The organism is Streptomyces sp. WAC 06738 (assembly GCF_003945505.1).
Lineage (GTDB): Bacteria > Actinomycetota > Actinomycetes > Streptomycetales > Streptomycetaceae > Streptomyces.
Map to the genome: position 1 here is coordinate 5,810,991 of NZ_CP029618.1, position 20,499 is coordinate 5,831,489.

Here is a 20,499-nt window from a genome sequence, read left to right on the forward strand (position 1 = left end):
TGTGGGACCTCATTCACTGGGTGTCACGCTGCGGCGAAGACCTGGCGTTGGCTGCCGAGGCCGTCGACGGACAATTCCACGGTGTCTCCGGGACGTAGATACGGCTGTCCGGGCAGGCCGAGGGCGACTCCCGCTGGGGTGCCGGTATTGATCACATCGCCGGGCTCCAGGACCATGTACTGGCTCAGGTACTGGACGAGATACGCAACCGGGAAGATCATGTCCTTGGTATGGCCTTCCTGCCGGACCGTTCCGTTGACCGCCAGCCGAAGGCCCAGGGCGGGCGGCTCGCCCACCTCGTCAGGGGTGACCAGCCAGGGTCCGAGGGGATTGAAGGTCTCGCAGGACTTGCCGAGATCCCACTGCGTCGAGAACTTGAGCTGGAACTCGCGCTCGGATACGTCGTGGCTGACCGCGTATCCGGCGATGCAGCCCAGGGCCTCCTCCTTGCTGCCGAGGTAGCGGGCGCGGGAGCCAATCACCACGGCCAGCTCGACCTCCCAGTCGGTCATGGTGGAGCTGCGCGGGATGAGTACCTCGTCGCACGGGCCGACGACGGTGCCCGGGTCCTTCATGAAGACCACGGGCCGGACCGGGATGGCGGCGCCGGTTTCCCTCGCGTGGTCGCGGTAGTTGAGGCCGATGCATACGACCTTTCCGGGGCGGGCGATGGGGGCGCCTGTGCGCAGACCCGCTGCCGCCAGCTCAGGCAGCGTGTTCTCCTTGACCGCGGTCCGGGTCCGTAGCAGACCGTCGGAGGCGAGGAAGTCGCCGTCGATGTCGGCAGTAAGGGCAGACAGGTCCAGCAACTGGCCGTCGCCGGTGAGGACGGCGGGCCGCTCCCGGCCTGGGGCGCCGAGGCGCATCAGTTTCACAGAAATCTCTCCATGCGGGACGGGGTCCGGCGCTCCGGTCTGCGGGGTACGGCACAGCGGTGGCGTGAGCCGTTTCGGGGCATCGGACACGCCGTCATCAGTCTTGGGCGCGGCCGGTCGTCACCCGGGCGATCATGAGGGCGACGAGGATGATCCCTCCGTAGATGGCCTGAATCCAGAAGGACGGCACCTGGGCCAGGGTGAGCAGGTTCTGCACCACACCGAGCAGCAAAACGCCGGTGAGCGCGCCGAACATGGTGCCCTTCCCGCCGTCGAGGCTGATGCCGCCGATAACGGCTGCGGCGAACACGGTGAAGATCATGTTCTGGCCCTGGTTGGCGTTGATGGCGCCGACGTAGCCGGTCTGCATGAGGCCGCCGACCGCGGCGAGCATCCCGGCGACGATGAAGACGCCGAGCATCACCCGCTCCACCCGGATGCCGGCCGCGCGCGCGGCGTCCGGGTTGCCCCCGATCGCGTACAGCGCGCGGCCCCAGCGGTGGTACTTCAGCAGGAACCCGGCGATGCCGAAGGCTGCCGCGGCGACCCACACCGACATCGGGACGTTGAGGAACGTGGTGGTCGCGATGGTGAAGAAGGCATCCGGCATGCCGAAGAGGGTCTTGCCCTCGGTCGCGCCGACCAGCACGCCGCGCAGCACGATCAGCATGGCCAGGGTCACGATGAAGGCGTTGAGCTTGAAGATCACCACCATGACCCCGTTGAAGGCGCCCAGGACTGCGCCGGCTACCACGATCGCCAGCAGCCCCACGGCCGTCGGCCATTCGGTGCCGAAGCCGGCGTTCGCCGCGGGCAGGACGAGGAGCGCGCCGAGCGCCGGGGCGATGCCGAGGACCGATTCCAGCGACAGGTCGAACTTTCCGCTGATCAGGACGAGGGACTCGGCGAGTACGACCATGGCGAGGGCGGCGGAGGCGCCGAGGATCGAGATGAGGTTGCGCTCGGTGAGGAAGGAGTCGTTGACCAGCGCACCCAGCAGGAGCAGCAGCAGGAGTGCGGGTACCAGGGCCAGCTCGCGGGCCCGGCGCAGCAGGACATTGCGGCTGCCGCCGGGTGCCGAGGGCGGGCCGGCGGGTGCCCGGCCCTTCTCGGCGGCCCGGGGGTTCAGGGCCTTGACGTCAGCCACGGTCAACTCCTTCGATTGAGGCGATCAGCTCGTGGTCGTTCCAGCCGGCGGGGTGCTCGGCGGCTATGCGGCCGTGGAAGAGCACCAGGACGCGGTCGCAGCGGCGCAGGTCGTCGAGTTCGTCGGAGACGACGAGCACGGCGGTGCCGTCGTCCCGGGCGGTGTCCACCCTGGCGAGCAGGGATTCCTTGGACTTCACGTCCACGCCGGCGGTGGGGTTGATGAGGACGAGGAGGTGGGGGTCGGAGGCCAGCGCGCGGGCCATGACGACCTTCTGCGCGTTGCCGCCGGAGAGGTCGGAGACCGGCTGGTCGGGGCCCTCGGCGTGAATGTCGAGACGCTTGATGAGGTCACCGGTGAAGGCTCGCCGGACGGCGGTGCCGACCAGACCGTAGCGGCCCAGGCGGCCGAGGATGCTCATCGTGGCGTTGTCACCAATGGTCATTCCGGTGACGAGCCCCTGAGAGTGCCGGTCGCGGGGCACGCAGCCCACGCCGGCCCGCAGCGCGGCGGGCACGTCTCCGAACGGCAGCCTCTCCTCGTCCAGCTCTGCTTCGCCGGCGATCGGGGTGTGGAGTCCGGCGAGGCTCTCGGCGAGTTCGATCTTGCCGCTGCCGCTGGATCCGGCCAGGCCGACCACCTCGCCGCGGCGGATGGTCAGGTCGACGTCCTTGAACACCTCGTCGATGCCGGTGAGACCGCGTACGTCGAGGCGCACCGGTGCCTGCTCGTCCGTGCCCGGGACCGCGCGTGCGGCCTCGGCGGAGCGCTCGGCCATGGCCTCGCCGGCCATCGCCTCCACGAGAGCGCTGCGGGGCAGGTCCTCGACCGGCGCCGTGGTGATCCAGCGGGCGTCGCGCAGGACCGTCACCGTCTGGCAGACCTCGTACACCTCTTCCAGGTGGTGCGAGATGTACAGGAACGTCACGCCGGACTTCTGCAGGCCGCGCATCCGGCTGAAGAGCCGCTCGATCTCCTTGTTGTCGAGCTGCGCGGTGGGCTCGTCGAGGATGATGAAGCGGGCGCCGAAGGACAGCGCACGGGCGATCTCCACGAGCTGCCGGTCTTCGACTTTCAGCTCCGCGGTGACGGCGTCCGGCGCCACCCGCACGTCCCACGTGTCCAGCAGTTCGGCGGCGTCCGTGTGCATGCGCCGCCAGCTGATGAAGCCGCCCCGGCGGGCCGGCTGCCGGTTGATGAACAAGTTCTCCGCGACCGTCAGACCGGGGACGACGGTGGGCTTCTGGTAGACACAGGCGACCTTGCGCCGCCAGGCGTCGCGGTCGGAGAGCGCCGGTGCGGGCTCGCCGTCGAATGCCACCGTGCCCGCGTCGGGGGCCGTCAGCCCGGTGAGCACGGAGACCAGAGTGGACTTGCCGGCCCCGTTGCGGCCGACCAGGGCGTGGGACTCGCCGGGGACGACGGTCACGCGGCCGTCGGCAAGCGCCACGGTGGGGCCGTAGCGCTTGACGATGCCCTCGGCGGCGACGAGCGGGCGGGTGAGGGTGTCGGCGGTGCTCATTCGACCGTGTTGCCCCACAGCTCGGGGTCGTCGACGTTCTCCTTGGTGACCAGCGGCGCGGGCAACTGGTCCTCCAACAGGCCGTTGGGCAGCTTGACGATCTCGGAGTTGTGGTCGGTCGGGCCGGGCTTGAACGTCTCGCCCTTCATGGCGCGCTTGATGTAGTACATGGCGTACTTGGCGTAGGCGTCCGCGGGCTGCGAGACAGTGGCGTCGATCTCGCCCTTGCGGATGGCCTCGAACTCCTGCGGGATGCCGTCGTTGGAGACGATCGCGATGTGGCCGTCCTCGCCAGCCTTCTTCAGCATCTCCTTCGACTTGAGCGTCTGCAGTGTCGGCGCCAGGTAGACGCCGCCCGCCTGCATGTAGATCCCCTTGATGTCGGGGTTGGCGTTGAGGAGGGTGTCGAGCTTGGCGGCGGCGGTGTCGGACTCCCACTTGGCGGGGATCTCCAGGACCTTCAGGTCCGGGTACTTCTCCTTCACGCAGGAGCGGAACGCCTCGGAGCGCTCGCGGCCGTTGACCGAGGCGAGGTCGCCCATGATCTGTACGACCTTGCCCGACTTGACCGTCTCGCCGAGGTAGTCGCAGGCCTTCTGGCCGTACGCCTTGTTGTTCGCCCGCACGATCATGGCGACCTTGCCCTCGTCGGGGGCGACGTCCACGGCGACCACCGGGACCCCCTTGCGCTCGGCCTGATCCAGTCCGGCGGAGACCGCGGCGCTGTCCAGCGGGGCCACCACCAGGCCCTTGACGCCCTGGTTGAGCTGGTTGTTGATATCGGTGATCTGCTGGGACGGGTCACTGTTGGAGTTCACCGTCTTCAGCGCGTCGACGCCCTCCTCCTTCGCCATCTTCGGCACGTAGTCGTTGTACGACTGCCAGAACGGCGAGGTGAGCAACGGCAGGACGACGCCGACCTTGCCCTCCCCGCCGCCTTCACCGTCCGAGGAGGAGTCCGAGTCATTGGTGCTGCCGCATGCTGCGAGAGCGAGGGCGGCGCAGGCGGCCAGGGCCGCTGTGCGGGCTGCCCGCGAAGTGGTTCCCAGAGATGTACCGGTCATTGCTGCGGCTCCTCATCGGGGTGACTGCTGACTCGTGGGGATGGCTGACTTGTGGGAGGGCCGGGGCGTAACACCGGCTGCTGGGCTCAAATATTCATCGGATCACTCTGCCCTGTCAATGGGGGCATGCAGACGATTTCCGCCATGATGATCTATAGAGGTCGGGTCAATTGTGGAGCTAGACTCCGCGTACCAACCCTTGGAGGCCGGTGTGGAGAGGCGTGCGGAACAGGTCGAGGGGGCGGATGCGCCCAAAGGCACAGTGACGCAGCGCGCCATCGAGCGGATCAAGTCGATGATCCGCGAGGGGGTGCTGCAGCCGGGGCAGCGACTGCCTACGGAACGTGACCTTGCGGCACAGCTCAACATCTCCCGCAGCTCCATGCGCGAGGCGGTGCGCGCTCTGACCGTCCTGGGGATCCTGGAGGCCCGGCACGGCTCAGGGGTCTACGTCACCAGGCTCGGGGCCGGCGACCTGTTCGAGACTTTCGGGGCCGTTGCGGACCTGTCCTCCGGGCCTCAGCTTCTTGAACTCCTTGAGGTCCGCAGGGTGCTGGAATCCACGGCGACAGGCATCGCCGCGGCCCGCATCGACGCCGGCCAGCTCGCCGAGGTGGGGCGGCACCTTGAGGCGATGCGGGCGAGCGACGACCCCGAGGAAATCCTCGCCCACGACCTCGCCTTCCACCGGACCATCGCGGCGGCGGCGGGGAACGAGTCGATGGCGGCGATCCTCGAAGGGCTTTCCTCGCGGACGTTCCGCGCCCGGGTGTGGCGGGGCTACCAGGAGGAGGGGGCGTTCGAGCGGACGGTGCTGGAGCACACGCGGATCTACCGGACGCTGGTCGACCGCGACCCGGACGCGGCTCGTGCCGCGGCCTCCGTGCACGTGGCGGAGGTCGAGGGGTGGCTGCGGCGGCAACTGGGCGGCGATCACCGAGGGGCGGCCGCCATCAGCGGTGCTCCTCGGTGAGGGCGGGTCATTGCGGGACCGGTGGTGTCGCAGGCGCGGTGAGCGCGGCGGCAGGGCTCGTGTATCGGCTTCCGCCGCGTGAGGACCAACCGGGCGACCGGGCCGGCCTGACATGGGGGTGCGGTGAGTAGGCACCCTCGGGACGGGGTTGTTCAGGGGCGGCTGCCCGGCTCAGATGATCTTGCTGCTCGGCGCGCACCGGGTGCCCCAGCGGTGTGACGAGGAAGAGCCCGCGGTAGCCCTCGTCAGGAAGGAGGCCCGGTCGCCGGGGCCAACGACAGCGTCGGACTGCGGGCGCCCGAGGGCTCTCCGTGGAGGTGCCACTCGCCGGCGCACACCACGTCCACCCGAAAGTCACCGACTCCGACGCCGCGAAGGGGGGCGACCACGCCGACCGGCAGCAGCCCGGCCACGCATGGGCGACAGTAGCCATCTCTCGCGTAGATCTGTGATCACCTCCGTCGCCATTGCCGCAGCGGCCACCACGGTCCCGCCGACGCAGGCCATGGCGGCCCAGGTGCCGCGGGCAAGGGTCGGTGCCGGCGGCCCCAACCCGCGCCCGGTTGTCGCTCCCGCGCTGCAGGAGTGGGTGGGTGGCACGGGTGCCTTCCGGCTGACCGCCGGCTCGCGCGTCGTCGTCGCCGCCCGTGACGCCCGGCGGCTGATGCCGCTCGCCGCGCAACTGACGCGGGACATCGCCGACGTGACCGGCATCCGCACGGCCACCCCCCAGGTCTCGGCAACCGTGCCCGACGGGGCCGTCATCCTGCGACTCAACGGCGACGACACCCACCCGCGCGGCGGTGAACTTTACGCGCGCGAGGGGTACACGTTCGAGGCGAGCGCCCGCTCGGTGTCCGTCATGGCGCCCGCCTACAGCGGTGTCTACTACGGCACCCCTACGCTGCTGCAGATCCTGCTGCAGGACGAATTGCGCCGCCGGGTCCCGGCCGGAACGGCGCGGGACTGGCCCAACTACCGGCTGCGCGGCTACATGCTGGACGTCGGGCGGCGCTTCTTCACCCCGGAGTTCGTACGCGACTACCTGCGCATCATGGGCTGGTTCAAGCTCAACGACCTGCAACTGCACCTCAACGACAACGAGATCCGGCCGCCGGAGGGCGACTGGTCGCGCGCGTACGATGCGTTCCGGCTGCGTAGTGACAAGTCCGAGTGGGACGGGCTGGCCGCCCCCGACGGCTCGTACTCACGTGCCGACTGGGACTCCTTCGAGGACACCGCCGCCCTGCACGCCGTCCAGCTGACGCCGGAGATCGACGCCCCCGCGCACGCGCGCTCGTTCGTGCGCTTCCGGCCGGACATCGGCCTCGGCGGCGCCAACTCCGACCACCTCGACCTGGGCAACCCGGACACCCTCCCCTTCATGGAGTCGGTCTTCGCCGAGTTCGCCCCGTGGTTCCGCAGCCCCGAGGTGCACTTCGGGGCGGACGAGTACACCGGTCCGGAGGAGCACTATCGCACGTACTTCAACGGGATGGCCGCCCACCTGCGCGGCCTCGGCAAGCATCCGCGGGCGCCAGAAGATGTGGAGCGGCACCGCCGCGAGTGTGCCGTACGGCACCTTCACCGGGCAGCTCCGCCGCGCCGCCCTCGGCCCCGGACTCACCACGGTCTCACCGACCCTCGCCGAACCCGAACAGGTCTCACCCGGCGCCGCGGCCACTGCCTCCTCCGGCGCGCACCCTTCCGCCGCAGTCGACGGCAATCCGGTCACGCGCTGGACCAGCGGCGCGGAACGGGGCGGGCCGTGGCTGCGGATCGACCTCGGGCAGCCGCGGGACTTCGCCCGGGTCCGGCTCGACTGGGCGGCGGAACACGGCCGTTCCTACGACGTAGAGGTCTCGGACGACGGCTCCGCGTGGCGCACGGTGGCGAGCCGCCGGGGCCGTGACGGGGCGGGCTGGGATGAGCTGACCTTCGCCGCCGTCCGGGCGCGGTACGTGCGGCTGCACGGCCGGGAGCGCGGTACGGCACGCTGGAGCCTGTGGTCCGCGCAGGTCTTCGACGCCCCTGATCTGGCGCGCGGGAAGACGACAACTGCGTCCTCGCAGGAGACCTCGACGCTGGTTGCCTCGAACGCGACTGACGGCGACCCGAGCACCCGCTGGGCCTCGGGCTACACGGACAGCGAATGGCTGGCGGTCGACCTCGACGCGCAGGCGCCGATCCGCCGGGTCCTCCTCGACTGGGAATCCGCCGCGGGCCGCGACTACGACATCCAGGTTTCCGACGACGGCACGACATAGGACACGGTCGCCGCCCGCCGCGACCGCACACAGGCGGGCGTGGACACCGTGGAACTGCCCCAACCGGTCACCGCCCGGCACGTCCGGATGCTCGGCCTGAAGCGGCAGACGGGCTATGGGTATTCGCTGTACCGCTTCGAGGTCCGGGGCTGATGCCGCGCGGCTGTCGGCGGCGGCAGCAAGAGCGGCCGCCGCCGACAGCTCGGGTTACGTGAAGATCTGTATGCGGCGAGGGACAGCGGCCGGTCGGCGACGACGAGTCGGACGCGGACGTAGCGGGCCTCGTGGCCGGCCGGCAGAGCATCAGCCTCGGGGTGCCGCGGTGGAACTCCGGATGACGATCTCGGTCGGCAACACCAGAGGGGCCACGCTGCGGCCGTCGACCAGGTCGAGCAGCGCGTGGACGGCGCCAACCCCCATCGCCTCGGCGTCCTGCCGCACGGTGGTGAGCGGCGGCGAGGCGAAGGCGCTCAGGTCGATGTCATCGAAACCGGTCAGCGACACGTCCTCGGCCACCCGCAGGCCGTGCTCGTGCAGGGCCCGCAGGATCCCGATGGCCATCATGTCGCTCTCGGCGATCACGGCCGTGAAGTCTCCTCGCCTGTCCAGGAGTTCGAGCATCTCCCGGTAAGCGCCCTCGACGGACCAGTCCGACTTACGTGCCAGGCCCGTGTCCTCGGCAACGCCGTGCGCGGCCAGGGCCTGGCGGATACCGGCGAGACGGTCGTGTCCGGAGGGGTCGGTCTCGGTGCCGGTGATCCGGGCGATGCGGCGGTGGCCCAACTGGAGCAGGTGCTCGGTGATCTGCCGGGCGCCGTCGGTGTTGTCCGAGGTCACATACGTCGCGCTCGGCCCGACGCCGATCGTGTCGATGAACACGGTCGGCAGCCTGGATTCGATGAGAGCCTGGGTCCGGACGTCGCCCGGGGGACAGGCGACCATGATCGTGCCGGCCACCCGTCTGGACCGCAGCAGCCGGACATAGCTGTCGCTGGACGCGCTGGCCGGGCGCGAGGGCATCAACAGGTCGTAGCCGGCCTTGGCCGCGGCTTCCTCGATGTGACGCAGGACGTCGAGGTGGAAGTGGTACTGCGGCCGGATCATCTGGGACAGCGCCCACATGTCGTTGGCGAAGAACCCCAGCGCGATCGTCTTGGAGCGGGCGCCGGACAGGCTCTGGGCGGCCACGTCCGGCTCGTAGCCGAGACTCGCCGCCGCCGCTTCCACCCGCCTGCGGGTGGCCTCACTCACCCGGGCCGTGCCCGACATGACGCGCGAGACCGTCGCCCGGGAGACCCCCGCCAGGCGCGCCACGTCTTCACTTGTGGCCATCGTCTACCCTTCGTCCTTCGTATCGTGAACGCGCGTTCTCAACCCCTGCAGGAGTGTCCGCATGCCGGGTGGCATCTGTCAACGCGCGATAACCAACATGTTTCCAGGCTCTTGACGACGCTTCTGTGAGCGGACTACCTTCGCCGCCAGCTCCTGTGAACGCGCGTACATGCCTCGCATCCCCAGCGGCTTCCAAGCACGCCACATCACCTCACCCTCGACCTGACGAGAGAGCATCGCCATGACTCCGGTGACAAGACGACAACTGATCGTCGGTACGACCGCGCTCATCTCCGCCTCGGCTGTGGCAGGTTGCAGCACCAGCGGCGGCACCTCGGAGGGTGACGCGAACGTCACCTTCCTGACGTTCGAGACGCCCAACCTCACGCCGGCCTACTGGGACGCGGCGATCAAGCGGGTCACCGACAAGCACTCCGACATCAAGGTCAACAAGATCGTCTCGCCGACGGCCGACGGCCGTACCGGCTACGCCAAGCAACTGCTGCAGTCGGGCCAGTTCCCCGACGTCATGGTCGGCGTCACGCCCGCGGGCTTCGCCGAGGCGGGCAACCTGTACGCCTGGTCCGAGAACGAGCTCAAGGACTTCATCTTCCCGACCGCCAACCCGATAGGCGGCGAGCACCACCAGCTCCCGGCCAACACCCAGAGCATTCCGCCCATCTACTACCACACCAAGACGTTCGCCGATGCCGAGATCACCGCGCCCCCCAAGGACTGGGGCGGGCTGCTCGACGTGTGCGCCAAGCTCAAGGCGGCCGGAGTCACGCCGTTCGTCGTCGGCGGCGGCAAGGACGGCTTCGCCTCCTCGATGCTCCTGTCCGGGATCGTCAGCGTGGACCTGTACAGCAAGACCCCGGACTGGCTCACCCAGCGCCGGGCCGACTCGGTGAAGTTCTCCGACCCGGACTTCGTCGCGGCCCTGACCAAGTTCGCCGATCTCGCGGAGCGCGGTTACCTCCAGAAGTCCGACGTCTCGCGTGACTATGCCGCAACCGAGCAGGCATTCCTCGACGGCAAGGGCGCTATGTACCCCATGGGCAACTGGTTCGCCGCCAGCGCCGACAGCAAGAAGCGCAAGGACATCGGCGTCTTCAACTTCCCCAGCGCCGACGGGCGCCTGGTGGTCCCGGCCTACACCGGTGGCGGCATGATAGTCAATGCGGATGCCAAGGACCTGGACGCGGCCAAGCGCTTCGCCCTCGCCTTCCAACTGGACAAGACCCAGTTGGACGCCTCGGTCAAGGCCGACGGCCTGATCCCCGCGATCAAGGGCTACCAGCCGCCCGCAGACGTCGGCCCTGTCTATAAGGCCGGATACGACCTGTACCAGGAAGCGCTCGCCAAGGACGCGGTGGTGCACGCCTTCCGCTTTGAGACCGCGGACGACGGCCTGCTGCCGGGCGTGACCGACAAGGTCGACGCCGTCGCCCAGGACCTGATCACCGGCCGGAAGAGTCCCGCCGAGGCCGCTGACTACCTCGACGACGAATGGGCGAAGGCAAACTGAGGTGACCCGCATTACCAAACTCCGGCCCGGGCCGTCGGCCGCCGGGCGCCGGCGCGGCCGGGGACTGCGCGCCGGCCTCGCACACTTCGCCGTCTTCGCAGCCCCCGGCGTGCTCGTGTACACGTGCTTCGTGTTGGTCCCGATCATTCTGACCGTCTATTACAGCCTGACCAATGCCAATCCGTTCAACCCGCCGCGCCGCTGGGTGGGTCTGGACAATTACACCAACTTGCTGCAGGACACCGAGTTTCTCACCGCACTGCGGGTCACCGCCGTGCTCACCCCGATCGTGGTGATCGTCCCCAACGTCCTCGGGCTGCTGGTCGCACTGCTCTTGGACAAGCGCGGCAGATTCTACAACGCCATGCGCGGCGTGTTCTTCACCCCCGTGATCCTCAGTTCCGTGGTCGTCAGCGTCCTGTGGACCCGGCTGCTGGACGCCGACGGACCGGTCAACCAGGCCCTCCGCGGGCTGGGTGTCGACAGTCCGCCGGCCTGGCTGTCCGACCCGGACTTCGCGCTCTACGCGGTGGCCTCGATCGTTTCCTGGCAGATGCTCGGATTCTGCGTCGTCGTGTACCTGGCCGGCCTGCAGGGAGTGCCGGCCGAACTGCACGAAGCCGCCGCACTCGACGGTGCGGGACCCGCGCGCCGATTCCAGGCTGTGACGTGGCCCATGCTCGCCCCCGCACTGACCATCAACACCGTGGTTCTGCTGATCTCTGCCTTCAAGACCTACGACCACATCAAGGTGATCACCAACGGCGGGCCCGGTTCCGGCACCACCGCGACCATCGCTTTCAACGTTCTGGCCACCGGATTCGACGCCAACCACGTCGGCTACGCGTCGGCGATGGCGGTGCTGATGCTGCTGATCGTCGCCGCCGTCGCCGCCGTCGCCCTGGGGATCCTGCGCAGGAGGGAGGTCGAGCTGTGAAAGACCGGATCGCCTGGTTGCGCCCGACGGTGGCGCTCGTCGTCAGCTCCCTGTTCTTCGTGCCCCTGTACTTGGTGCTGGCCAATGTGTTCAAGCAGAGTGACAAGATCTCCGGGTCGCCGTCCTCGCTGCCCTGGCCGGTGACGCTGGCGAACTTCGAGGCCGTGCTGACCCGGCCCGACAACCTGTTCTGGGTCAGCCTGTCCAACAGCCTCATCATCACCGCCGTCTCGGTCGTGGTCCTCACCGTGGTGTCGGCGATGCTCGGGCACTATCTGGCGCGAAAGCGCAGCCTCTGGGCCAAGGTCCTCACTCTCGTGCTCCTCGCCGGGCTGATGATCCCGCCCCAGGTGATCCTCATCCCGATCACCGACGTGCTGGAGTCCATGCACCTGATGGCCACCGTCCAGGGGCTGGTGCTGTTCAACATCGGCTACTACGTGCCCTTCGGCGTGTTCGTGTTCGCCGGCTTCGTCCGCGGCATCCCGATCGAACTCGAGGAGGCGGCCATGGTCGACGGAGCGCGGCGCACCCAGGTGTTCTGGCGGGTGGTGTTCCCGTTGCTCCGGCCGGCGAGCGCGAGCGTCATGATCTTCCTCGGGGTGTGGATCTGGAACGACTTCATCAATCCGCTGGTCATTCTCGGGCCCAGTCGCGGCACGACCGTGACCACCGGCATCTACCGCTCGATCGGGCAGTACCAGGCCGACTTCGGCTCGGTGTTCGCCCTGATGCTCCTGGCCACCCTCCCGGTGCTGATCTTCTACCTCATGTTGCAGCGCCACTTCATCAAGGGCCTCACCGGTGGGGCCACCAAGGGATGAGAGGAGCCGCCCGGAAGAACTCCGTACGACTCGACGGGACCTCGTCCACACGATGAGAGGTACGACATGCCATCAACTCCCGCACGGAGAGGGCGGATATCCGCGCTCGCCACGGCCATCGGCATGATGGTCACAGCACTGACAGGCGCGGGTGCGCAGACCGCCTTGTCGGCGGTCGGCCCGGACGACGACGGCGGTGTCGTGGTCGACGCCGGATACCTGCGTCTGGGCATGAACGCCACGGGCGAGGTCGACTCCCTCGTCGACCTGCGGACCGCGAAGAACCACCTCGCCACCGGACACGGCACCGCACCGCTGGTCAGCCTGGTGATCGACGGGAAGCAGGTGAAGCCGTCGAAACTGACCCTCGGCCGCAAGAACACGCTGCTTTTCACCAACTCCGAAGCCGGCGTCGAGATCGACGTCGCGCTTCGGGACAAGGCGACGTACACCTCCTTCGAGGTCACCGACGTCCAAGCACCGCAGGGCGCGGACGTTCAGACCCTGCTGTGGGGCCCGCTGGCGACAGACATCACCCAGACCCTCGGCGAGTCCGTCGGGATCGTCCGAAACAGCAGCTTCGCCGTCGGGATGAAGCCGCTCACCGACCGCACCGAGGGCGGCTGGCCCCGCGAGAACCCCGACATGGGCTGGGGCGACCAGGTCGAGGCCAACCCCTCCCGGGTGCAGGTCGCCCCGCTGGAGGAGTGGAGCGTGGGCGCCCGTACCCCGTGGGGAACGCTGCTGCGGGCCTTCACCTTCGACTACACCGAGAAGCGCGACCGCCTCACCGGCCGGGACGGCGGTGTCAACTACCCGATCCCGGTCGGGCCGCTGCCGGGAGATCAGGGCGAGGTCGTCGGCTCCAAGATCGCACTGTTCGGCACCGCGCCGGACATGGCGCCCACCGTTCTGTCGAACATCGCCAAGGACCAGGACCTGCCCTACCCGACGATCAACGGACAGTGGCAGAAGACGGCACAGGCGACATCGCAGTCGATCCTGGTCGTGAACGACCTGAACGCCAATACCGTCGACCAGGCCGCCGAGTTCACGAAGGACGGCGGGATGAACATGGTCTACGCGCTTGGCAGCACCGACGGTCCGTGGCAGAGCGACGGGCACTACGAGTTCGACCAGAGCTTCGGGGGCAACGATGCCGCCGCGAAGGCCCTGGTGGACCGGGCGAAGGCCAACGGCATCCAGGTGGGAGCCCACACCCTGTCGAGCTTCGTCACTTCGAACGACCCCTATGCCACGCCGTCGCTGCACCCTGACGTGGCCAGAGGCCAGAGCGCCACCCTCAGCCGTGCCGCGGCTGCCGGCGACAAGGAGCTGTATCTCACCGACTGCGCACCGCTGGCCGACGGTGTCGGCAATACCAGGGTCACGATCGGCGGCGAAACCGCCGACTACAGTGCATACTCCCAGGCTGGCGATGAATGCAAGGTCACCGGCGTCACCCGCGGGATCTGGGGCTCCACTGCGACGTCCCACCCGGCCGGCACAACCGTCGCCCGGATTCCGGGCAACGCGTACGGCGGCGCGCTCGCCGGTCTGCCCATCATCGACAACATCGCCACCCGGTTCGCCGACATCTGGGACACCACCGGTATCACCGGAATGTCGTTCGACGGACTGGAGGGATCCTCACAGTCCGGCTGGGGCTCCTACGGCATCTCCAGGCTGGTCAACGACATGTTCCGCCGGCAGGTGAACACGGACGGGTTCATCTCCGAGACCAGCCGGGTGACCTCGAACACCTGGGACGGGCTGTCCCGGGCAAGCTGGGGCGAGATCGGCAGCACCAGCATGGATCAGCTGTACCTCCACAACGCGTACTACCAGGACAACTACCTGCCGGGCATGCTGGGCTGGATCGGCCTGCCGGGCAACCGCGGCCTCGCGGACCTGGAGGACACTCTGGCCCGCGCCGCCAGCTTCAATGCGGGTTCGGGCTTCCGCACGTCGATCGGCAGCCTGGCCGCGGGCCCGAACACCGCCGAACTGCTCGACGCGATCAAGCAGTGGGACACCGCGCGCAACCTCGGCGCCTTCACGCCCGCACAGCTCGCGCAGTTCCGCGACCAGTCGACGCACTGGCATCTGAGCGCCGACACCCCGGGGAAGTCCTGGTCGCTGCAGCAGCTCGACGGCTCAGGCAACCCCGTCGGCGAGGCTCAGCGGGTCGTCGCTCCGACTCCGGCGTTCACGACCACCTCGCTTCCGGCGATGACGAAGGGCAGCCTGTACGAGGCGCGGGTGGCCACCAACAACCCCTCGACCACCCGTTACACCGTCACCTCCGGTGACCTGCCGAGAGGCTTGCAGCTCAACGCGGACACAGGCGGCATCACCGGCATTCCGGTCTCCAAGAAGGCCGCCACCTTCACCATCACCGGCAAGGGTTCCCTGGGCAGCGCCGACGCAGTACGCACCTTCACCATCGCGCCTGCAGGCAAGCCGCAGGCGGGTCCGCTGAGCCTGGCGCCGGCGTCCAACAACGTGGGCGTGACCTCGCAGGGCAACACGGGAGCGCAGCCCAGGAGTGGACCATGACCCCCGACGGCAGCCTCCGCGCCCAGGGCAGGTGCATGGACGCGCAGGGCGGCCGAACCGCCAACGGCACCCAGCTTGTGGTCTGGGACTGCAACGGCGGATCCAACCAGAAGTGGTCACTGCCGTAAGCGGCTGACCTCCGATCAGTGGTCGCCGACGCGGACCGCACCGCCTCCGCGTCGGCGACCCGCAGCAAGCGTGCTCCGAGACGACAGGGACAGGACTTGAAATCGATCACCGGTGGCCGTGAGCCGGGCTTGTGGCATCTGACTACCACGAGAACCAGCTACGTCGTGGGTCTGGACCAGGGTGGCAGACTGGTTCAGGTGTACTGGGGGCAGCGGCTGGCACCGCAGGACGTGCAGCAGCTACCCCGCACGGCAGGTCCGATCGTGCCGCCGTACGGGCTGCCTCTGGAGGTCGAGGAGCAACTGCCCGTCGACGGCGGGCTGCGGTGGGGACCCGCCTCACTCCAGGTGACGTTCCCCGGCGGGGTGCGCTCGCTGGAGCCGGTCCTGGTCGGGGAGCGGATCGAGCAGGAGAAGGACGCCGCACGGCTGGACCTGACGATGGCCGACGTCCGTTTTCCACTGGAGGTGGTCCTGCACTACCGGGTGCGCGAGGCGTCGGAGGTGATAGAGCGCTGGGTCACCCTGCGGCACACCGATCCGGAAGGCGAGACGTTCGAGATCAGCCGGGCGGACGCGGGCAGCTGGCTGATCCCGCCGATGGCCGACTACCGGTACAGCGTGGCGTCCGGCGGCTACTACGCCGAGGGCCAGGTACGCCGCGGAATCGTGCCGGAGGGCGAGTACACCCTGTCGAGCCGTACGGGCATCACTGGGCACCACAGCAACCCCTGGACGATGATCGACGACGGCACCGCGACCGAGGGCCGCGGCGAGGTCTGGAGTGTCGCGCTGGCGTGGAGCGGTTCGTGGCGGCTCACCACCCAGCGTCGCCACCAGAACCGGGTCGCCGTCAGCGGCGGCTTCGGACACGAGGGCCTGACCCTCCCACTCGCACCCGGCGGGGAACTGACCACACCGTCGATCCTCGGCCTCCACAGCGCCGAGGGGTTCGGCGGCGTCAGCCGGGCCTGGCACGCCCACGCCCGTACCTCCGTCCTGCCCCATCCCGACGAGATCCGTCCGGTCGTCTACAACTCCTGGGAAGCGGTCGGATTCGACCTCAACCAGGACCAGCAAACCGCGCTCGCACGCCAGGCGGCAGAGCTCGGCGCCGAGTTGTTCGTGATCGACGACGGCTGGTTCAGCACCCGCACCCACGACAGGGCCGGCCTGGGCGACTGGTGGCCCAACCCCGCCCGCTTCCCCAACGGCCTGGCCCCCTTCGCCCGGGAAGTGCACAGACTGGGCATGGCGTTCGGCATCTGGGTGGAACCGGAGGCGGTCAACCCCGACAGCGACCTGTACCGCACCAACCCCCACTGGGTACTCCATCACCCAGACCGGCAACGCGACGAACTGCGGTCGCAACTGGTCCTCAACTTCGCCCGCGAAGACGTGCGGATGTGGGCGCTCGGCTGGCTCAACGCGCTGGTGGCCGACGGCGAGATCGACTTCCTCAAGTGGGACATGAACAGGGCCTTCACCCAGGCCGGCTGGCCCGAGGACGGTGAGGGTCAGAACCGGCTGTGGATCGAGCACACCCGCGGCGTCTACCACGTCATAGATAGGTTGCGCGCCCGCCACCCGCGACTGCGCATCGAGTCATGCGCCGGCGGCGGCGGAAGGCTGGACTACGGAATCCTCGAACGCACCGACCAGGTCTGGACGTCCGACGACACGGTCGCCCACTACCGCCAGTCGATCCAGCACGGCTTCAGCCAGTTGTATCCGGCGTGTGTGATGTCCGCCTGGGTCACCGACCAGCCGTACAGCACCGACCCCCAGCGCAACCAGTACGCTTACCACGTCGCCATGGCCGGAGCCCTCGGCATCGGCGGTGACCTGAACGCCTGGAACGACCGGCAGCGTGAGCAGGCGCGGGAGAACATCGCCGTGTACAAGGCTGTTCGCGTTCTTGTCCAGCAGGGCGAGCAGTACCGCCTGGGCGGACAACCCGGCGAGAGCCTGTCCGCGATCGCCTACGTCGACAACGAGGACGTCGCGGTGTTCGTCTACCGCCCCCGCGTCGAACTGAGACCGCACGCGCCGTCGGTGCTCCTGGCCGGTCTCGATCCCGACGCCGTCTACACGGACCTCGATCGACCGGGGTTCGCCGTCTCGGGCCGCTTTCTGATGACCGCCGGCGTGCCGGTCCACGACCGCCTGCCGTCCGGCGACTGGTCCAGCACCCTCATCCGCTTGCGCCGGACCGGCTGATCATCAAACCCACAGATCAGCCCTGGAGTCGGCGTCAGGCACAGGGAACAACCGACGAATGTGGAGTGAGAGCCGATGAATGCAGAGTCCAGCCCACCCCGGCGCAGCGTCCTGAAGACGGGCGGCGCCCTCGCCCTCGTCACCCTCGCCCACGGGGCGATGCCGTCCCCCGTCGCGGACGCCGCCTCTCCGACCGGTGCACCCGTCGGCAGCAGGGGGTCCATCGCGTGGCCGTCGCCGTCGCGGCGGTCTCAGCCGGCCTGCCCGGACGAGTGGGCTACCGGATCAGCACCACCTGGCGCGCCAGCCGGGTGACGTCGTACTCCGTGGTCGCGGACCGGGCTGAGAGATGGTGTGCTTGCCGGAGTCCGGCGCCCCGGGTGTCGAACACGGTGGTCTGGTAGACCCGTGAGGGCGAGCGGAGGTCGACGCTCTGCTCCGGGCCGCCGTCGACCGAGATCATCATCGTGGTCTCGTCGGAGAACGTCTCGGTGATTATCTTCAGCCGGGTGCTGTGGAACGACAGGGTGAACGAGTCGCCCGCGGCATTCGTCGCGTCGATGTCGTCGAGCCAGTTTCCGCCACCGCCCTTGTCGCCGTCGCGCCACAGCCAGTCGGCGCCGGTGTAGACGACCCCCGAGGTGTTGTTGATCTTCTCGGTGCCACCGGGTCTGGCCAGCGTCACGGTGCCGGCTGCCTGGTTCCGCCAGATGCCGAAGTGTCCAGAAGCTGTTCTTCTCGGTCAGCTTGGTGCCGTTGACCGTGCGGATGACGTCGCCGCTGAGGAATCCTGCCGCAGCCGCGGCGGAGCCGGCGGGCACGGAGCTGACGGAGTACACCCCGGTGACCCGTGCACCGAGTCGCGGCTCGGCCAGCGACTCGCGGGTCCGTTCGACGGGCTCAGTGGGCCAGTCCGGCGGGGGCGGGCCTTCCGTGGAGCTGGGGCGGCCGAAGTCGGCCATCGGGATCTGGACGAACCCGCGGGCCAGCGCCGGAGATCCGTCCGCCAGAGTCCAGTCCTCCTTGGCCGGATCCTGCCACGGCGATGTACCCGTGAACTGAAGATCAATCCCCGCGGGGCCGGCGCGCGCCCATGGCGAGCGATGCAGGAGCAATCCCGCCACTTGGCCGCGGGTGCGGCGCCGGCCCCAGGTTCCGGAGGTGGGCTCAGCGGGCGTACACCTCAACCTCGGCCAGCGACAGGGGCGTGTTCTCCGCCTCCAACTGGATGCGCACGTAGCGACCGCGGCCGTTCAGGTCCACCGCGCGCAGGTCGCCGGCAGGGCCGTCGGTCCTGACTGCGGTCACTCCGGGGGCGTTACGCGACTCGGCCAGACTTCCGGAGGTGAATTCGGTGTCCGAGGTCATGACCCAGAAGTTGCTCAGCCGCAGGCCGAAGTTGTCCTCGGTCCGGTTGTACAGCCACACCTGGCCGATGTCGGCGGACGAGCCGAGGTCGACCTGCCACCATGCTTCTTTGGCATCCTCGGTGTGCGTGATGGTGCCGGATTGGTAGGTGCCGTCGGTTCTGCCGTCGACCGCGCGCTCGGGCACTCCGCCGAAGGCGGTCGAGTGCTGCTTGACCGGCTTGCCCCGGGCGAGGTTCTCGCCGGGCTTCTTGATGTCCCACGACATCGGCTTGCGCGTCACGTACTCGACGGTCATCGGCCGGTCGACGGCGAGCTTGAGGATCATGTCCGGTGTGGACGCGGTGAGCCCGCTCACGTCGAGGAGGAGGTCGCCCTTGTCCGTCTCGGTGAACGGCACGCTCTGGTCGCCGTCGAACGTGGTGATCGAGTCGACCTTGGCGTTCAGCGCAGGCAGCCGCAGCTTGCCGGGCTGGAGGCCGCCGGTGAGGTGCACGTAGATCGTACGGTCGCGGTAGGTGGCCCCGCCGATGCTGTTGGAGCGGTAGGGTCCGCCGCGGGTCCCGACGATCGTGCGCCGGTAGGTGCCCATCCACTTGCCGACCTGGTGCAGCGTCGCGGTGATGTCGTCCTCCAGGTAGCCGGTCTTCGTCGGCGGCACGTTGAGCAGCAGGTTGCCGTCTCCGACAGCCGTCGCGACGATGGTCTTGACCACGGTCGCGAAGTCGGACCTGGGTTGGTTCGGCTGCCAGGACCAGTGGGGCGGTGTGATCGTGATGCAGGACTCCCACGGCCGGACCGGGTCGAACGCTCCGACCTTCTGCTCGGGCGTGTCGTAGTCGCCGGAGAGTGTGGCCGGCCTGGCCTCGAAGCCCATGGTGGCGTAGCCGCGGTCGTTGACCAGAATGCCCTTCTGCAGGTCCCGCGGGATCGTGTTGAGCAGGGGCGGGTGGAACGGAGTCATGTCCGCGTAGGGGATGTGGTCGTACCACAGGAAGTCGATCTTCCCGTAGTCCGTGAGCAACTGGTTGATGTGCTCCATCATGTAGCCGTAGTACGTGTCGTAGTCGCCCTTGACGTAGTCGGGCTGAGTCCAGTCCCGGGGTGAGTAGTAGAAGCCGAACTTGAGTCCGGCATCCCTGGTGGCTCGGGCGATCTCCCGGGTGAGGTCCCGCTTGGACCGGCCCATCGGGGTGTCCGCGTAGTCGGGGTAGAACGACCGGGTGACGTTGTCCGTCCGGAAGTTCGGGTATCCGTCGTGGTGCTTGGCCGTGAAGACCAGGTAGGTCATGCCCGCGGCCTTGGCGGTGGCGGCGAGCGTGGGCGCCCAGTCCTTCTCAGGCAGGAAGTCGCGGTAGGCGACGTCGTACACCGGATCGTCCTTCACCGAGGGATCCTTGTACTGGTTGTCCGGGGGCTCGCCCGGCCGGTAGGCGTTGCGGCCCCAGCCGATCTCCATGCCGACCACGGCCGACGGGTTGAAGTGCACGAACATCCCGAACCGAAGCGAGGCGAGGATGTCGCCGGCGCGCCGCGGATCCAGGCTGTCCACCTCATCGGAACGGCGCTGCGGTGCATGGCCGAGCGCCGCGGCGGGGGAGCCGATCGCGGCTACGACGGGCACGCCCAGCATGGTGGCGAGCACCCCGCGGCGCCGGAACCCTTCCGTCCGGTACGAATTCGGTCCCGTGTCGGGAGACTGCGCTTGTGACATGTGGTCCTCCTGTGGCGACTGGGGTGCGGTGGTGAGGAATGC

15 protein-coding genes and 2 pseudogenes are annotated in these 20,499 nt (G+C 68.7%); 10 read left to right on the forward strand and 7 right to left on the reverse strand.

Translation table 11 applies throughout. The features are described 5' to 3' along the window. Window positions 1-23 precede the first annotated feature (23 nt). From DMB38_RS25715 to DMB38_RS25730, 4 genes are all read right to left on the reverse strand, one after another. Window positions 24-875, reverse strand: coding sequence for a fumarylacetoacetate hydrolase family protein (locus DMB38_RS25715; RefSeq protein ID WP_125937146.1), 852 nt, complete (start codon window positions 873-875; stop codon window positions 24-26). Window positions 876-972: 97 nt separating this feature from the next. Further along, window positions 973-1,929, reverse strand: coding sequence for an ABC transporter permease (locus DMB38_RS25720; protein WP_240662748.1), 957 nt, complete (start codon window positions 1,927-1,929; stop codon window positions 973-975). An 85-nt stretch (window positions 1,930-2,014) separates the two neighbouring features. After that, window positions 2,015-3,544: a sugar ABC transporter ATP-binding protein gene (locus DMB38_RS25725; RefSeq protein ID WP_125937147.1), complete on the reverse strand. Its 1,530-nt coding sequence runs from the start codon at window positions 3,542-3,544 to the stop codon at window positions 2,015-2,017. Further along, the gene (locus DMB38_RS25730) at window positions 3,541-4,608 is read right to left on the reverse strand and encodes a sugar ABC transporter substrate-binding protein (protein WP_125937148.1); all 1,068 of its coding nucleotides are present in this window, start codon (window positions 4,606-4,608) and stop codon (window positions 3,541-3,543) included. The genes DMB38_RS25725 and DMB38_RS25730 overlap by 4 nt, the downstream gene beginning before the upstream one ends. 211 nt (window positions 4,609-4,819) lie before the next feature. Here DMB38_RS25730 and DMB38_RS25735 point away from each other — a divergent pair, with 211 nt between their 5' ends. The 4 genes and pseudogenes from DMB38_RS25735 to DMB38_RS37150 all read left to right on the forward strand — a co-directional run bounded on the left by DMB38_RS25735 (window position 4,820) and on the right by DMB38_RS37150 (window position 8,001). Continuing rightward, the gene (locus DMB38_RS25735; RefSeq protein WP_125937149.1) at window positions 4,820-5,581 is read left to right on the forward strand and encodes an FCD domain-containing protein; all 762 of its coding nucleotides are present in this window, start codon (window positions 4,820-4,822) and stop codon (window positions 5,579-5,581) included. 505 nt (window positions 5,582-6,086) lie between these two features. After that, window positions 6,087-6,980 (forward strand): annotated as a pseudogene (locus DMB38_RS37140) (glycoside hydrolase family 20 zincin-like fold domain-containing protein); the annotation flags it as partial. 145 nt (window positions 6,981-7,125) lie between these two features. Further along, window positions 7,126-7,848, forward strand: a complete 723-nt coding sequence (locus DMB38_RS37145; protein WP_240662469.1) for a discoidin domain-containing protein — start codon at window positions 7,126-7,128, stop codon at window positions 7,846-7,848. A gap of 39 nt (window positions 7,849-7,887) precedes the next feature. Beyond that, window positions 7,888-8,001, forward strand: a complete 114-nt coding sequence (locus DMB38_RS37150) for a discoidin domain-containing protein (RefSeq protein WP_240662470.1) — start codon at window positions 7,888-7,890, stop codon at window positions 7,999-8,001. Window positions 8,002-8,151: 150 nt separating this feature from the next. Here the strand turns inward: DMB38_RS37150 and DMB38_RS25745 are convergent, their stop codons facing one another. Further along, window positions 8,152-9,180 carry a LacI family DNA-binding transcriptional regulator gene (locus DMB38_RS25745; protein WP_125937150.1) on the reverse strand — a complete coding sequence of 343 codons (1,029 nt, stop codon included), beginning with the start codon at window positions 9,178-9,180 and terminating at the stop codon, window positions 8,152-8,154. Window positions 9,181-9,421: 241 nt separating this feature from the next. Here DMB38_RS25745 and DMB38_RS25750 point away from each other — a divergent pair, with 241 nt between their 5' ends. From DMB38_RS25750 to DMB38_RS25775, 6 genes and pseudogenes are all read left to right on the forward strand, one after another. Continuing rightward, window positions 9,422-10,708: an extracellular solute-binding protein gene (locus tag DMB38_RS25750; protein ID WP_125937151.1), complete on the forward strand. Its 1,287-nt coding sequence runs from the start codon at window positions 9,422-9,424 to the stop codon at window positions 10,706-10,708. A 1-nt stretch (window position 10,709) separates the two neighbouring features. Further along, a complete protein-coding gene (locus DMB38_RS25755) occupies window positions 10,710-11,645 on the forward strand; it encodes a sugar ABC transporter permease (RefSeq protein WP_125937152.1) in 936 nt (311 codons plus the stop codon). After that, the gene (locus tag DMB38_RS25760) at window positions 11,642-12,469 is read left to right on the forward strand and encodes a carbohydrate ABC transporter permease (RefSeq protein ID WP_125937153.1); all 828 of its coding nucleotides are present in this window, start codon (window positions 11,642-11,644) and stop codon (window positions 12,467-12,469) included. Before DMB38_RS25755 ends, DMB38_RS25760 begins: the two co-directional genes overlap by 4 nt. A 1,866-nt stretch (window positions 12,470-14,335) precedes the next feature. Continuing rightward, a complete protein-coding gene (locus DMB38_RS37550) occupies window positions 14,336-15,028 on the forward strand; it encodes an Ig domain-containing protein (protein ID WP_276314997.1) in 693 nt (230 codons plus the stop codon). Next, window positions 14,974-15,156: pseudogene (locus DMB38_RS25770) on the forward strand (RICIN domain-containing protein); the annotation flags it as partial. The gene DMB38_RS37550 and the pseudogene DMB38_RS25770, both read left to right, overlap by 55 nt. Before the next feature lie 129 nt (window positions 15,157-15,285). Then, window positions 15,286-17,376 carry an alpha-galactosidase gene (locus tag DMB38_RS25775; RefSeq protein ID WP_276314974.1) on the forward strand — a complete coding sequence of 697 codons (2,091 nt, stop codon included), beginning with the start codon at window positions 15,286-15,288 and terminating at the stop codon, window positions 17,374-17,376. Window positions 17,377-17,653: 277 nt separating this feature from the next. Here DMB38_RS25775 and DMB38_RS25780 read toward each other — a convergent pair whose 3' ends face one another. Further along, the gene (locus DMB38_RS25780; protein WP_125937156.1) at window positions 17,654-18,061 is read right to left on the reverse strand and encodes a hypothetical protein; all 408 of its coding nucleotides are present in this window, start codon (window positions 18,059-18,061) and stop codon (window positions 17,654-17,656) included. 482 nt (window positions 18,062-18,543) lie between these two features. Beyond that, entirely contained in the window at window positions 18,544-20,457 is a 1,914-nt protein-coding gene (locus tag DMB38_RS25785; RefSeq protein ID WP_164716111.1) for an alpha-L-fucosidase, read from the reverse strand. Window positions 20,458-20,499 lie beyond the last annotated feature (42 nt).

Excerpts from the sequence above, each read along its gene's own strand:
- DMB38_RS25725 (WP_125937147.1), bottom strand. The coding sequence starts at position 3,544 with ATGAGCACCGCCGACACCCTCACCCGCCCGCTCGTCGCCGCCGAGGGC.
- DMB38_RS25745 (WP_125937150.1), bottom strand. The coding sequence starts at position 9,180 with ATGGCCACAAGTGAAGACGTGGCGCGCCTGGCGGGGGTCTCCCGGGCG.
- DMB38_RS25750 (WP_125937151.1), top strand. The coding sequence starts at position 9,422 with ATGACTCCGGTGACAAGACGACAACTGATCGTCGGTACGACCGCGCTC.
- DMB38_RS25730 (WP_125937148.1), bottom strand. The coding sequence starts at position 4,608 with ATGACCGGTACATCTCTGGGAACCACTTCGCGGGCAGCCCGCACAGCG.
- DMB38_RS25785 (WP_164716111.1), bottom strand. The coding sequence starts at position 20,457 with ATGTCACAAGCGCAGTCTCCCGACACGGGACCGAATTCGTACCGGACG.
- DMB38_RS37550 (WP_276314997.1), top strand. The coding sequence starts at position 14,336 with ATGCTGGGCTGGATCGGCCTGCCGGGCAACCGCGGCCTCGCGGACCTG.
- DMB38_RS37145 (WP_240662469.1), top strand. The coding sequence starts at position 7,126 with ATGTGGAGCGGCACCGCCGCGAGTGTGCCGTACGGCACCTTCACCGGG.